Here is a 14,519-nt window from a genome sequence, read left to right as displayed (position 1 = left end):
CTCACCCGAGAAAAGGAAGACATTGTACGCTGTGAATGAGCTGGGATCTACCTGTGGATAATAGGGGTATAGAATTCAGTACTCAGGGCTGGATAGTGCGTGTGATGGGGTTCTGCAGGGAGATCAGAGTCTCTGTTGATTGGATCTCATCGATGGTCTGGATCTTGTTGATAAGTACGTGTTGCAGAGAATCAATGGAGCGGCACATGATCTTAATGAAGATGCTGTAGTGGCCGGTGGTGTAATAGGCTTCAACCACTTCTTCGATACTTTCCAGTTTTTTAAGCGCAGACGGATAGTCCTTGGCGCTTTTCAATATGATGCCAATAAAGCAGCAAACGTCGTAACCGAGTTGCTTAGGATTCACGGTGATGTGCGCACCCGTAATGATTCCAGCCTGCTTCATCTTTTCGACGCGAACGTGAATGGTGCCGGGGCTGACTGTGAAGACTTTGGCAAGTTCGGCGTAAGGTGTTCTGGCGTTGTCCATCAACGCATTGAGGATCCCGCGATCCAACTCGTCGAGCTGATAGATTTCAGACATAGTGTTCTTTCTCCTTAAGGTTAATTTCTTTGCCAGCGGCGTTGTACACGGCTTTTCACACCGGTATCAAAGCGCCAGATATGATCGAAAATACGCAGGATCCCGGGCTTGCCATAATGTGACATCGCCAGCGCATGGAAGCGGTGCTGTCTCTCCCGCTGAAGCATTTTGACCTTCTTCTGTACCTCGTCAGGCAGCCGCTGAGCGATGAAATCGGAGATCACCACTGCGTCGGCGTCATGCCACTCCGGTGAGGCCAGTTTGTCCAAGGTAGCATTCAGGCAGGCCGCCAAATCGGTGCCGCCGCGAAAATGCTGCCCGAGAAAACGCAATGCCTGATCCAGTCCACCGGCGGACGTCAGTTCATAATGGATCACTTCGCTGGCAAACAACATGATGTAACAGCGACGGTTATCGGCCAGGGCGATCTTCAGCAGCGCCAGGCAAAAGGCTTTCGCACACTGTTCATTGAATCCCCCCATCGAGCCGGAGGTATCCACACACACCACAAACGGGCCACGGGGCTGCGGTTCCTGTTGCTGATACACCACCGGACGCTTAACCACTTTTTCGCGCCAGACGTCGCCCTGCAGACGATAGGTCATCAGCCTTTTTTCCAGTAACCGGCGGTAAAATTCATATTCGAGCTCAGGAATTCCCAGCGTACCCAGTTCGGTTGGCATCAGCCGCAGGATATCGTCACTCTGGTGAATGCCATTCACTTCCTCCGGTACTGTCGCAGGTTCGCGGACCATCAGCCGATGCGTTTCCATTTTGGCATCTTCATGCGGGCTGGTTTTTACCGTCTGGCTGCGCCCCAGCTGCTCTGCCAGCTGAACCAGCTCAGGCTGTTGTTGCAGGAAAGCACCAAAGCGGGCCAGCGACTGGATATCTCCGCGCAGACGCTTTCCTTTACTCATATCCCAAAGACGTCCCGCCGCGGTATCGTTCTCTGCTAATAAAGGAGACAACTCGCTGCTCAGTTCAAGACGCTGAAGTAACTCCTCCTGCAATTTCTCCTGTTCCTGCTCCAGTAACTGGTGATGAACGTTCACCGTCTGGAATGTCAGGTTCAGGCGCCAGCGCTGGAGGAAGAGAGTCTGAAAACTGTTGCCGGTTCGCGCCGTTCGCGATTCCTCATAGTTCTCGAATAATGTACGGGCCTCGGTAGTAAAAGGAGAGTTCAGTCGGAACAGCTCATCAATCAGCTCCGGCAGCCCGGTCTGAAAGGTGGTGATATCGGTCTGCTGGCAGTGCTGGTAAAGGTAGAATTCTTTCGCCAGATCGGGGGGGACCGGCGTTTCATGGATCCTCTGGCGCAGCCGCAGCTTCCATTCGGGAAGATCTTTGGTCAGCGCGCGTTTGAGGCGGGGAAATTTCTCAAAGAAAACGGCCAGCGCGGGGGCGGCCAGTAATCCGACGATCAGTTCCTCGATCAGTTCGGCTTCGCTGATTGCCAGCAGCAGATCCAGAGATTCCAGGCTGAACATTGTTAGTGTCCGCTGAACGTCTGCTGCTGATGGCGCAGCTGTTCGGTGACCTGCAGCAGGCTGGCTTCGATTTTCGCCATCCATTGCGCCGAAACAAACAGGCAGTTTTGCTGCTGGCCAAATTCATGCCGCTGCTGGGCGAGTTTTGCGCTCAGATCGCTCAGCGTATTCTTCATCTCGTCGGGAACGGCGATATGTTCGTTGCCTGGCAGAGTCAGCGGCGTGCTCTGGCGACTGACATCCAGCACCAGCAGCTGCTGTTTATCATCAATCTCTGCATCGATGGTTTGCGCAAAGCCGATGCCGTTCAGTTTAGCTTTCAGAACGCCGCCTTTATTCAGCCATTCTTCCAACGTGATACGGTCGAAGAGCAAATGCGTGACTTTGATTTCATGCAGGTGCAAAGGCGTTTGCAGTAACAACGTCAGGTGAGTGGCGGAAAGGCTGTCCGGCAAGCTGTGTTGTGGTTTGCGGCTGAACATCCCGGCTTTTTTGCCGAGCTTGACGGACTGACGCGAGCTTTGCTGCTGCTGGTACTGCATCCACTGCTGATCTAACTGCTGGATTTTCATCAGTAATGTTTGCTGCTGATAGGCCTGCTCGGTGATCAACTGCTCGATTTGAGTTTGCAACAGCTGATACGTATTGAGGTCATGCCACAGGCAGTCTTTAAGCAGGATCAGATCAACAGGCGTAATGGTGTTTCGCCCGCTGAAGAACGCGCAGGCCTGCAACAGACGTAGCGCTTTTTTCCAGCGGCGATCTGAAACATAAGGTGCGGTGTCGAGTGCATCAAGACGCTGACGAAGCTGGAAAACCAGTTCAAAACACGCATCCGGCAGATTGACTTTATCAATCTCTGGCTGCCATTGTTGATACTCTTCATCACTGATACTCAGTGATTCGGCCACAGGATTGGCGCTTTCGTTGGTACGGCTGGTCAGCAGTGAGCGGAAATTTTGCTTATCCTGTACCTTATCCAGCCACAGACGGATCAACATACGGTCGTATAACGCTTCCAGACTGCCGTCGGCTTCAGGGAGTTCGTTAGAGGCGCTGACCAGCAGGCGTAAAGGGATCGGCTCTTCGCGTTCGCCATTACGGAAACGGCGTTCGTTGATGGCGGTCAGCAAGGTATTGAGGATCGCAGGACCCGCTTTCCAGATTTCATCAAGGAAGACGATTTCAGCTTCCGGTAAGTAACCTTCGGTCAGACGCAGATATCGGCCTTCATCTTTCAGGGCCTGAATTGAGAGCGGGCCAAAGACTTCTTCCGGGGTGGAAAATCGCGTCATCAGATATTCAAAAGCACGTGCATGACGGAAGGCGAATTTTAAACGGCGCGCGATCAGGCTCTTTGCAATGCCCGGCGGGCCGAGCAGAAAAACGCTTTCGCCGCACAGTGCGGCCAGCAGGCATAAACGAATGGCGTCCTGTCGTTCGTACAAGCCATGTTCCAATGCGTTAGCAAGACGGGCGATCCGTTCTGCCAGAAGGGGAGATTGCGCCATACTGTCTCTTCCGGTTTCCATTTAGATATTGAATAGTGTACTGGCTCGCAGCGATAAGCCATGATTATTTTTCACTGTATAGCTTGTTGATTACTAAAAATTTTCTATTATCAGATTTGTGACCTCGTTCTTCTGAACGCCGGTTTAGCTGCACATTTAAGGGTAGGCAATCTGATTTATTCGTGCATACTGTGCGCCTTTTAGTGGGCATCATTGGACTGAGCGCACGCATCGCTTACGGATGTTCGAGCAAAAAAGAAACGAAATATGAGCACTGAACATAAACGGTCACTCCCAGCAGTAACCCTGGCCGCCATTGGTGTGGTCTATGGCGACATTGGTACCAGTCCTCTCTATACCTTAAGAGAGTGTTTTTCCGGACACTACGGTTTCAATGTTGAGCCTAGCGTTGTATTTGGTTTTCTCTCTCTGATTTTCTGGATGCTTATCCTTATTGTGTCGCTCAAGTACCTCACGTATGTGATGCGGGCGGACAATGCGGGGGAAGGCGGTATACTGACGCTGATGTCTTTGGCGGGCAGAAACACGTCGTCACGCACCACGGCGGTGCTGGTGATTCTTGGCCTGATCGGTGGTAGCTTTTTCTATGGCGAAGTGGTGATCACTCCGGCAATTTCGGTACTTTCCGCAATGGAAGGTCTGGAGATTGCAGCGCCGTCACTCGATCCTTATATCGTTCCTCTTTCTATTACTGTTCTGACGCTGCTTTTCATTATTCAGAAACACGGGACCGGTATCGTGGGCAAACTCTTCGCCCCGGTAATGCTGGTCTGGTTCCTGACGCTCGCCGTTCTGGGGGTTAACAGCATCATGCAGAACCCTGAAGTTTTACGCGCCATGAACCCAATGTGGGCGGTTAACTTCTTCATCGAACATAAATCCTTCTCCTTCCTGGCACTCGGCGCTGTCGTTCTGTCGATTACCGGTGTGGAAGCGTTGTATGCCGATATGGGGCACTTCGGGAAATTCCCGATCCGTCTGGCGTGGTTCACGGTGGTATTGCCGTCCCTGGTGCTCAATTACTTCGGTCAGGGCGCGTTGCTGCTGAAAAATCCGGAAGCGATTAAAAACCCCTTCTTCCTTCTGGCGCCTGACTGGGCGTTAATTCCGTTACTGGTATTAGCCACGTTAGCGACCATCATTGCCTCTCAGGCGGTGATTTCCGGTGTGTTCTCCCTGACGCGTCAGGCTGTGCGACTGGGTTATTTACCGCCGATGCGCATCATTCACACCTCGGAAATGGAAGCCGGTCAGATTTATATCCCGGCCATTAACTGGTTGCTGTATTTCGCAGTGGTGATTGTGATTGCCAGCTTTGAACATTCCAGCAATCTTGCCGCGGCGTACGGAATTGCGGTGACTGGTACGATGGTGCTCACCAGCATTCTTTCCTGCACGGTGGCGCTGAAAAACTGGCACTGGAAACCGTTCCTGGTAGGTATTTTGCTGATCGGTCTGCTGTTTATGGATATCCCGCTGTTTGCAGCGAACGCCACTAAGCTGTTCTCTGGCGGCTGGTTGCCGCTGACGCTTGGCCTGTGCATGTTTATCGTCATGACCACGTGGAAAAGCGAGCGTTTTCGTCTTATGCGCCGCATGAACGAACATGGGAATTCGCTGGAGGCAATGATCGCTTCGCTCGAGAAATCTCCGCCGGTTCGCGTTCCGGGAACTGCGGTGTATATGTCGCGAGCCATCAACGTCATTCCGTTCGCATTGCTGCATAACCTCAAGCACAACAAGGTGCTGCATGAGCGCGTGGTACTGCTGACGCTGCGAACGGAAGACGCGCCTTATGTACACAACGTCCGGCGTGTCACTATCGAGCAGCTGTCACCGACGTTCTGGCGCGTGGTGGCAAGTTACGGATTTAAAGAAACGCCGAACGTGGAAGAGATTTTCCACCGCTGTGGTCTGGAAGGTTTGCCGTGCCGGATGATGGAAACGTCGTTCTTCATGTCGCATGAATCGCTGATCCTGACCAAGCGTCCATGGTATCTCTACTTCCGTGGCAAGCTGTTCATGGCGCTCAGTCGTAACGCCTTGCGCGCGCCGGACCAGTTTGAGATCCCGCCCAACCGCGTTATCGAACTGGGTACGCAGGTGGAAATTTAATCCTGCTTTTTGCCGCTCACAGGGTACCTTCGGGTACCCTGTTTTGTTTGTATCTTCTCCTTTGTGAAATGACTAACTCAAATTGCCTCCCGATTTCTGAATCATTCAGCGAAACGTTTCGACGTTGATCACAATTCCATCACATCTTCGTTGCCTTGTGCGGCCAGTCTCATAAACTCAGTGGTGAGCGAAACGTTTCGCTGTAGGAGTCAAAATGAAGAAGTCACCGCTGTTAAATGCCGAAATCTCAACTGTTATTGCCCGGTTAGGTCATACCGATCAGCTGGTTATTGGCGATGCCGGACTTCCGGTGCCAGCAGCTTGCCAGCGCATCGATCTGGCGCTAACCCAGGGAGTTCCCACCTTTTTACAAGTCTTAGAGGTAGTGACACACGAGATGCAGGTTGAGCGGGCTATCCTCGCAGAGGAAATCCTCACTAAAAATCCTCAACTCCATGAAGCGTTACTCGCCCGATTGACACAACTCGAACAACACCAGGGAAACACCATTGCTTTGGATTACGTCAGTCATGAGGCATTCAAAGCGCAAACCGAAAAAAGTCGGGCTGTCATCCGCAGCGGGGAATGTTCGCCGTATGCGAATGTGATCCTGTGTGCCGGCGTAACCTTCTGAGGCCTTTATGCAACCTTTGCTGCAACTAACAGGGATTGATAAAGCCTTCCCCGGCGTAAAAGCACTTTCCGGCGCGGCGCTCAGCGTTTATCCGGGACGTGTCATGGCGCTGGTGGGTGAAAACGGCGCGGGTAAATCCACGATGATGAAAGTGCTGACCGGCATCTACCAAAAAGATGCCGGCTCAGTGCATTTCCTCGGCAAGGAAACCGCGTTCAGTGGCCCGAAAGCTTCGCAGGAAGCGGGGATCGGCATCATCCATCAGGAACTTAACCTGATCCCTCAGCTGACTATCGCTGAAAACATTTTTCTCGGCCGTGAGTTTGTAAACGGTTTTGGCCGCATCAACTGGAAAAAGATGTATGCCGAAGCGGACAAACTCCTGGCCCGTCTGAATCTGCGCTACAAAAGCGATCGTCTGGTCGGTGAACTATCGATTGGCGATCAGCAGATGGTCGAAATCGCCAAAGTGCTGAGCTTTGAATCCAAAGTCATCATCATGGATGAACCGACGGATGCGCTGACCGATACTGAAACCGCCTCCCTGTTTAGCGTTATTCGCGAACTGAAGGCGGCCGGCTGCGGCGTGGTGTACATCTCGCACCGCATGAAAGAAATTTTTGAGATCTGCGATGACGTCACCGTATTCCGTGACGGGCAGTTTATCGCCGAGCGTCCGGTCAGCGAGCTGGAAGAAGACACCCTAATCGAAATGATGGTTGGCCGTCGTCTGGAAGAGCAGTATCCGCGTATTGTTCACAAGCGCGGTGCGCTGCGCTTGCAGGTTCGCGATGTCTGCGGGCCGGGCGTGGATAACGTCAGTTTTGATTTGCACAGCGGCGAGATCCTCGGGGTATCCGGGCTGATGGGTGCCGGTCGCACCGAGCTGATGAAAATCCTCTACGGCGCGCTGCCGCGTAAAAGTGGATACGTTTCTCTTGATGGCCGCGAAGTGGTGACTCACTCACCGCAGGACGGTCTGGCGAACGGTATCGTTTATATCTCCGAAGATCGTAAACGCGATGGCTTAGTGCTCGGGATGTCGGTGAAAGAAAATATGTCGCTGACCGCACTGCGTTATTTTAGCCACGGCGGGGGACGCCTCAAGCATGCGGATGAACAACAGGCCGTCGGCGACTTCATCCGTCTCTTCAATATTAAAACGCCATCGATGATGCAGCCGATTGGTTTGCTCTCCGGTGGTAATCAGCAAAAAGTGGCGATTGCCCGCGGTTTGATGACGCGGCCAAAAGTCCTGATCCTCGACGAACCGACGCGCGGCGTTGACGTCGGTGCCAAAAAAGAAATTTACCAGCTTATTAACCAGTTCAAGCGCGAAGGGCTGAGCATCATTTTGGTTTCCTCAGAAATGCCGGAAGTGATCGGTATGAGCGACCGGGTTCTTGTGATGCATGAAGGTCATTTAAGCGGTGAATTCCCGATAGAACAGGCTACGCAAGAGGTGTTGATGGCAGCCGCTGTCGGCAAGCAATACCGCGTGACGCAGGAGTAATCAGATATGAGTTCTCAGACATTGTCAGCCAAAAAGCGCTGGATCAGTAAAGAGTGGTTGTTGGAGCAGAAGTCTCTGATTGCGCTGCTGGTGTTGATTGCCGTGGTCTCTTCTATGAGCCCGAATTTCTTCACCGTGAATAACCTGTTTAACATCCTTCAGCAAACGTCCGTCAACGCCATTATGGCCGTGGGCATGACGCTGGTGATCCTGACGTCAGGTATTGATTTATCCGTCGGTTCTTTGCTGGCGCTGACCGGTGCGGTTGCGGCCTCTATCGTCGGGCTTGAAGTGAATGCGCTGGTTGCCGTGGCAGGCGCGCTGGCGCTGGGCGCAGGTATCGGCGCCGTCACTGGCATGATTGTCGCCAAAGGTAAGGTGCAGGCGTTTATCGCCACGCTGGTCATGATGTTGCTGCTGCGCGGTATCACCATGGTGTACACCAACGGCAGCCCTATAAGCACCGGCTTTAATGATGTGGCAGATGTGTTTGGCTGGTTTGGTATCGGGCGCCCGTTGGGGATTCCGACACCGGTCTGGCTGATGGCCGTGGTGTTTATTGCAGCCTGGTACATGCTGCATCACACCCGGTTAGGGCGTTATATCTACGCGCTGGGCGGCAATGAATCCGCCACGCGTCTGTCAGGTATCAGCGTCGATAAAGTCAAAATTATCGTCTACTCCCTGTGTGGTTTGTTAGCCGCTCTGGCCAGTATCATCGAAGTGGCGCGCTTGTCTTCAGCGCAGCCTAACGCAGGTACAGGCTACGAGCTGGATGCGATTGCCGCCGTTGTTTTAGGGGGAACCAGCCTGTCCGGGGGTAAAGGGCGTATTGTTGGAACGCTGATCGGTGCATTGATCCTTGGCTTCCTGAATAACGGTTTGAACTTATTAGGTGTTTCTTCCTACTACCAGATGATCGTGAAAGCAGTTGTCATTCTGCTGGCGGTTCTGGTGGATAACAAAAGCAACAAATAAACTCTCCTACAGGACTTATGACCATGAATATGAAAAAACTGGCTGTCTGGGTTTCCGCCGCAGCGATCACCGCGTCTTTCAGTGCTAACGTTATGGCGAAAGACACCATCGCGCTGGTCGTTTCAACGCTGAACAACCCGTTCTTTGTTTCTATGAAAGACGGTGCGCAAAAAGAAGCCGACAAACTGGGCTACAACCTGATTGTTCTCGATTCGCAGAACAACCCGGCGAAAGAGCTGGCAAACGTGCAGGACCTTACCGTTCGTGGTACCAAGCTGATGCTGATTAACCCGACCGATTCTGATGCCGTAGGCAATGCTGTCGCGATGGCTAACCAGGCGAAAATTCCAGTGATCACCCTTGACCGTCAGGCGACTAAAGGCGTCGTTGCCAGCCACGTGGCATCTGATAACGCCTTCGGCGGCAAAATGGCCGGTGACTACATCGCGAAGAAACTGGGCGAAAACGCCAAAGTGATCGAACTGGAAGGCATTGCCGGGACTTCCGTTGCCCGCGAACGCGGTAAAGGTTTCGCCCAGGCCGCTGAGAAACACCATTTCCAGATCCTCGCCAGCCAGCCTGCTGACTTCGACCGCACCAAAGGCCTGAACGTTATGCAGAACCTGCTGACTGCGCATCAGGACGTACAAGCCGTCTTCGCTCAGAACGACGAAATGGCGCTGGGCGCATTGCGTGCCCTGCAAACTGCCGGTAAAACTGACGTGCTGGTTGTCGGCTTCGACGGCACAGAAGACGGTATCAAAGCTGTAAACAGCGGTAAAATGGGCGCGACTGTGGCACAACGTCCGGAACAAATCGGCGTGATCGGTGTTCAGACAGCTGACAAAGTGCTGAAAGGCGAAAAAGTCCCGGCTGTTATTCCTGTTGATTTGAAACTGGTTGCTCAGCCGTAATACCCGCATGCTCGATGCTGTAACCCGCGCCTCCTTTTGGGGGCGCTCTTTGACTCAGGGATCTCCACATGAAAACAGGCAAACTGGTGGTACTCGGAAGTATTAATGCTGACCACATTCTGAATATCAACCACTTCCCGCAACCGGGCGAAACGGTGATCGGCAAGCAGTACACCGTGGCTTTCGGTGGCAAAGGTGCGAATCAGGCGGTCGCCGCCGGTCGCAGTGGCGCAGATATTTCTTTTATTGCCTGTGTGGGTGACGATGATATTGGTGAGCGTGTGCGTAAACAGCTGGCCAGCGACCACATTGATACGCAACCTGTCGAAGCCATCAAAGAAACGACCACCGGCGTCGCGTTGATTTTCGTGAATGCAGAAGGTGAGAACGTCATTGGTATCGATGCGGGTGCCAATAGTGCGGTGACGCCGGACTACCTTGCACGCTATAAACAGCAAGTCATCAATGCTTCTGCTCTATTAATGCAGCTGGAATCACCGTTAGAGACGGTGATTGCGGCGGCGAAGTTAGCTAAAGAAAACGGCACGCAGGTCATTCTTAATCCTGCCCCGGCCTGTGAATTGCCGGACGAACTGCTGTCGCGGGTCGATATCATCACCCCGAACGAAACCGAGGCTGAGAAGCTTACCGGGATTAAGGTCGAGAATAATGACGATGCGGCCAGAGCAGCCAAAGCCCTGCACGACAAAGGCATCGCGACGGTTATCATCACGCTGGGCAGTAAAGGTGTCTGGCTGAGCCAAAACGGGGAAGGCAAGCAGGTCGCCGGATTCCGCGTCAAAGCCGTGGATACTATTGCGGCCGGTGATACTTTTAATGGCGCACTGGTGACTGCGTTACTGGAGGGTAAGGCAATGGACAGCGCGGTACGCTTTGCTCACGCCGCTGCCGCGATTGCAGTGACACGTCCTGGCGCTCAGCCTTCCGTACCATGGCGCAAAGAAATCGACGATTTCCTCACGCAGCAGGAGGCCTGATTGGCCACCATGAAAGATGTCGCCCGTCTGGCGGGCGTTTCAACTTCTACTGTTTCCCACGTCATCAACAAAAATCGGTTCGTCAGTGATGCCATCGCCGACAAGGTGAATGCCGCCGTTGAACAGCTCAACTACGCACCGTCCGCGCTGGCACGCAGCCTGAAACTAAATCAAACCCGCACCATTGGCATGTTACTGACGGCCAGCAGCAACCCGTTTTATGCGGAAGTGGTGCGCGGTGTTGAACGCAGTTGCTATGAACGTGGCTACAGCCTGATCTTATGTAATACCGACGGCGATGCCGAACGCATGAACCGCAGTCTGGAAACGCTGTTGCAAAAGCGTGTCGATGGCCTGCTGTTGATGTGTACGGAAAATCACCGGCCATCGAAAGATGCCATCAGCCGCTATCCTTCCTTACCTATTGTGATGATGGACTGGTCACCGTTTGATGGCGCGAATGATGTGATTCAGGACAATGCGCTTCTGGGCGGAGAAATGGCGACGGAGTATCTGATCCGTCAGGGCTATCGCAAAATTGCCTGCATCACCGGACCGCTGGATAAAACCACCGCGCAGGAACGGCTGAACGGTTATCGTCAGGCCATGAATAAAGCCGGGCTGGTCATCCCTCCCGGTTATGAAGTCAGCGGTGATTTTGAATTCGAAGGAGGCGTACCGGCGATGGAGAAATTGCTGTCGTTACCCGAGCCGCCTCATGCGGTCTTTGCGGGGAATGATGCAATGGCAGTCGGTGCGTATCAGGCATTGTATCAACGTGGATTGCGTGTGCCGGATGATGTCGCAGTAATCGGCTACGATGATATCCAGCTGGCGCAGTATATGATGCCGCCGCTGACAACTATCCATCAGCCTAAAGATTCACTCGGTGAGCTGGCAGTCGATGCCTTATTACACCGTCTGCAAGACCCACAAGCAGAGCCTCAGATTCTGGTGCTCACGCCGGAATTAGTGGTCCGTCAATCCGTGGGCTCATTCGTCGCTAAATAATAGATGCTGACAGGCTTTCAGCGCCGCATTGGCATCGCCGCCAAGAATGGCATCGGTCAGGCGCTGATGATGTTCCAGCTTGATAACCTCATTGCCCGTGATCGCCCGAAAGTAACTCTGATAGACCGAACTGAATAAATTCGAGAACGATGTCAGGAAAGGGTTTTTCCCCGCTTCATAGATCAGTTGATGAAAGTGCGTATCCACCGTAATCCACTGTTCCCGGTCAAAGCTTTTGTGCAGCTGGCGCATTTCATTCATATAGAGTGAAAGCCGATGCTTTTGTTCTTTGCTGGCTGAGACAGCGGCTAATGCACAAGCCTGAGGTTCAAGCGCTCTGCGCAGCACGATAAAATGTGCCATGACCTGATCGAAGTTTTCGCGGGTCATCCACCAGGTCAGCAGGTCCTGATCGAGAAAGTTCCAGCAGGACTGAGGCATGACTCGCGTGCCAATGCGCGGGCGGGGCAAAAGCATGCCCTTAGCCGCCAGTGTTTTCACCGCTTCACGCACGGCTGTCCGGCTGACGCCAAAAATTCCCCCTAACTCATTCTCGCCGGGAAGTATCGACCCCTCAGGGTAATCGCCGGATAAAACGCGTTGTGCAATCTTCTCCGCCAGTAAATAGGAAAGGTTTCGCTGAGCAGCTTGTTGATGTGCATTAAGTAGCATGTAGGGTATTCCTGAATATCTTTCTTTATTATTAAGCGAGTTTACTCCAGCCTTGGGCTTTAAACAGGCGTGTTTTGAGCGGGTTTCGTTGATTAATCCTCCATTTCGGGCTTTTTTGTTGAATTTGTGAACGGTTGATAAAATAATTGAAATTAGGGGTTGCGACCTTCTGAGAACTCCCTATAATGCGCCTCCACTGACCGGGAATAACGACTCCTCTAACGAGAATTAAGTCGCCCAGTCAGGAAGAATCAACCCGGTGAAAACACCGCGTCTCGATGAGAAAAAGGTTGACTCTTCAGTGGGAAGGCGTATTATCTGCCTCCCACGTTGCTGAGTTAAGTCTCGCAACGAACGCTCTTTAACAATTTATCAGACAATCTGTGTGGGCACTCACAAGACGATATCAGCCATCTCGGTGGCAAAAAAATATCAAGTCTTAGAGTGACCAAGCAGTAATTCATTTAGTTGAATTATTACGAAGTAATCTTTGAGCACCGCTTAACGTGTTTAAGCAAATCGAACTTTTAATTGAAGAGTTTGATCATGGCTCAGATTGAACGCTGGCGGCAGGCCTAACACATGCAAGTCGAGCGGTAGCACAGGAGAGCTTGCTCTCTGGGTGACGAGCGGCGGACGGGTGAGTAATGTCTGGGAAACTGCCTGATGGAGGGGGATAACTACTGGAAACGGTAGCTAATACCGCATGACCTCGCAAGAGCAAAGTGGGGGACCTTCGGGCCTCACGCCATCGGATGTGCCCAGATGGGATTAGCTAGTAGGTGGGGTAATGGCTCACCTAGGCGACGATCCCTAGCTGGTCTGAGAGGATGACCAGCCACACTGGAACTGAGACACGGTCCAGACTCCTACGGGAGGCAGCAGTGGGGAATATTGCACAATGGGCGCAAGCCTGATGCAGCCATGCCGCGTGTGTGAAGAAGGCCTTAGGGTTGTAAAGCACTTTCAGCGAGGAGGAAGGCGCTGTAGTTAATAGCTGCAGCGATTGACGTTACTCGCAGAAGAAGCACCGGCTAACTCCGTGCCAGCAGCCGCGGTAATACGGAGGGTGCAAGCGTTAATCGGAATTACTGGGCGTAAAGCGCACGCAGGCGGTTTGTTAAGTCAGATGTGAAATCCCCGAGCTTAACTTGGGAACTGCATTTGAAACTGGCAAGCTAGAGTCTTGTAGAGGGGGGTAGAATTCCAGGTGTAGCGGTGAAATGCGTAGAGATCTGGAGGAATACCGGTGGCGAAGGCGGCCCCCTGGACAAAGACTGACGCTCAGGTGCGAAAGCGTGGGGAGCAAACAGGATTAGATACCCTGGTAGTCCACGCTGTAAACGATGTCGACTTGGAGGTTGTGCCCTTGAGGCGTGGCTTCCGGAGCTAACGCGTTAAGTCGACCGCCTGGGGAGTACGGCCGCAAGGTTAAAACTCAAATGAATTGACGGGGGCCCGCACAAGCGGTGGAGCATGTGGTTTAATTCGATGCAACGCGAAGAACCTTACCTACTCTTGACATCCACGGAATTCGCTAGAGATAGCTTAGTGCCTTCGGGAACCGTGAGACAGGTGCTGCATGGCTGTCGTCAGCTCGTGTTGTGAAATGTTGGGTTAAGTCCCGCAACGAGCGCAACCCTTATCCTTTGTTGCCAGCACGTAATGGTGGGAACTCAAAGGAGACTGCCGGTGATAAACCGGAGGAAGGTGGGGATGACGTCAAGTCATCATGGCCCTTACGAGTAGGGCTACACACGTGCTACAATGGCATATACAAAGAGAAGCAAACTCGCGAGAGCAAGCGGACCTCATAAAGTATGTCGTAGTCCGGATTGGAGTCTGCAACTCGACTCCATGAAGTCGGAATCGCTAGTAATCGTAGATCAGAATGCTACGGTGAATACGTTCCCGGGCCTTGTACACACCGCCCGTCACACCATGGGAGTGGGTTGCAAAAGAAGTAGGTAGCTTAACCTTCGGGAGGGCGCTTACCACTTTGTGATTCATGACTGGGGTGAAGTCGTAACAAGGTAACCGTAGGGGAACCTGCGGTTGGATCACCTCCTTACCTAAAGATACGCATTGTGCAGTGTCCACACAGATTGTCTGATGAAA

General features: G+C 52.7%; 11 protein-coding genes and 1 rRNA gene. 8 read left to right on the top strand and 4 right to left on the bottom strand.

From position 1 onward, the window contains the following. Positions 1 to 82 precede the first annotated feature (82 nt). The 3 genes from asnC to ravA are packed head-to-tail and all read right to left on the bottom strand — an operon-like array spanning position 83 to position 3,545. On the bottom strand, positions 83 to 544 hold the full coding sequence (asnC, locus tag AC0Z7K_RS08545) for a transcriptional regulator AsnC (protein WP_056775967.1): 462 nt from the start codon (positions 542 to 544) through the stop codon (positions 83 to 85). A gap of 20 nt (positions 545 to 564) precedes the next feature. After that, positions 565 to 2,034: an ATPase RavA stimulator ViaA gene (gene viaA, locus AC0Z7K_RS08540; protein WP_485613938.1), complete on the bottom strand. Its 1,470-nt coding sequence runs from the start codon at positions 2,032 to 2,034 to the stop codon at positions 565 to 567. 2 nt (positions 2,035 to 2,036) lie between these two features. Further along, positions 2,037 to 3,545: an ATPase RavA gene (gene ravA, locus AC0Z7K_RS08535; protein ID WP_485613937.1), complete on the bottom strand. Its 1,509-nt coding sequence runs from the start codon at positions 3,543 to 3,545 to the stop codon at positions 2,037 to 2,039. Between the two features lie 267 nt (positions 3,546 to 3,812). On the opposite strand from ravA, the gene kup reads away from it, so the two are divergent. From kup to rbsR, 7 genes are all read left to right on the top strand, one after another. Continuing rightward, the gene (gene kup, locus AC0Z7K_RS08530; RefSeq protein WP_112165435.1) at positions 3,813 to 5,681 is read left to right on the top strand and encodes a low affinity potassium transporter Kup; all 1,869 of its coding nucleotides are present in this window, start codon (positions 3,813 to 3,815) and stop codon (positions 5,679 to 5,681) included. A gap of 214 nt (positions 5,682 to 5,895) precedes the next feature. After that, positions 5,896 to 6,315, top strand: a complete 420-nt coding sequence (gene rbsD / locus AC0Z7K_RS08525) for a D-ribose pyranase (RefSeq protein ID WP_112165437.1) — start codon at positions 5,896 to 5,898, stop codon at positions 6,313 to 6,315. Positions 6,316 to 6,322: 7 nt separating this feature from the next. Then, complete coding sequence (gene rbsA, locus AC0Z7K_RS08520; protein ID WP_485613934.1) at positions 6,323 to 7,828, top strand: ribose ABC transporter ATP-binding protein RbsA; 1,506 nt, start codon at positions 6,323 to 6,325, stop codon at positions 7,826 to 7,828. Between the two features lie 6 nt (positions 7,829 to 7,834). Next, entirely contained in the window at positions 7,835 to 8,806 is a 972-nt protein-coding gene (gene rbsC / locus AC0Z7K_RS08515) for a ribose ABC transporter permease (protein WP_112165442.1), read from the top strand. A 23-nt stretch (positions 8,807 to 8,829) separates the two neighbouring features. Continuing rightward, complete coding sequence (rbsB, locus tag AC0Z7K_RS08510; protein ID WP_056775977.1) at positions 8,830 to 9,720, top strand: ribose ABC transporter substrate-binding protein RbsB; 891 nt, start codon at positions 8,830 to 8,832, stop codon at positions 9,718 to 9,720. 68 nt (positions 9,721 to 9,788) lie between these two features. After that, on the top strand, positions 9,789 to 10,718 hold the full coding sequence (rbsK, locus tag AC0Z7K_RS08505; protein ID WP_413529918.1) for a ribokinase: 930 nt from the start codon (positions 9,789 to 9,791) through the stop codon (positions 10,716 to 10,718). After that, the gene (gene rbsR / locus AC0Z7K_RS08500; protein WP_112165446.1) at positions 10,719 to 11,729 is read left to right on the top strand and encodes a ribose operon transcriptional repressor RbsR; all 1,011 of its coding nucleotides are present in this window, start codon (positions 10,719 to 10,721) and stop codon (positions 11,727 to 11,729) included. Here rbsR and AC0Z7K_RS08495 read toward each other — a convergent pair. After that, complete coding sequence (locus tag AC0Z7K_RS08495) at positions 11,712 to 12,401, bottom strand: FadR/GntR family transcriptional regulator (RefSeq protein ID WP_485613933.1); 690 nt, start codon at positions 12,399 to 12,401, stop codon at positions 11,712 to 11,714. The genes rbsR and AC0Z7K_RS08495 overlap by 18 nt on opposite strands. Positions 12,402 to 12,929: 528 nt before the next feature. Between AC0Z7K_RS08495 and AC0Z7K_RS08490 the strand changes: the two genes are divergently transcribed. Continuing rightward, positions 12,930 to 14,472 (top strand): 16S ribosomal RNA (locus tag AC0Z7K_RS08490). Positions 14,473 to 14,519: the final 47 nt, after the last annotated feature.

It is taken from the genome of Rahnella sp. 1L-D-7-B-C2 (genome assembly GCF_057290995.1).
The sequence above is the reverse complement of the archived record's forward strand: the minus strand, read 5'-3'. Positions and strand labels throughout refer to the sequence as shown.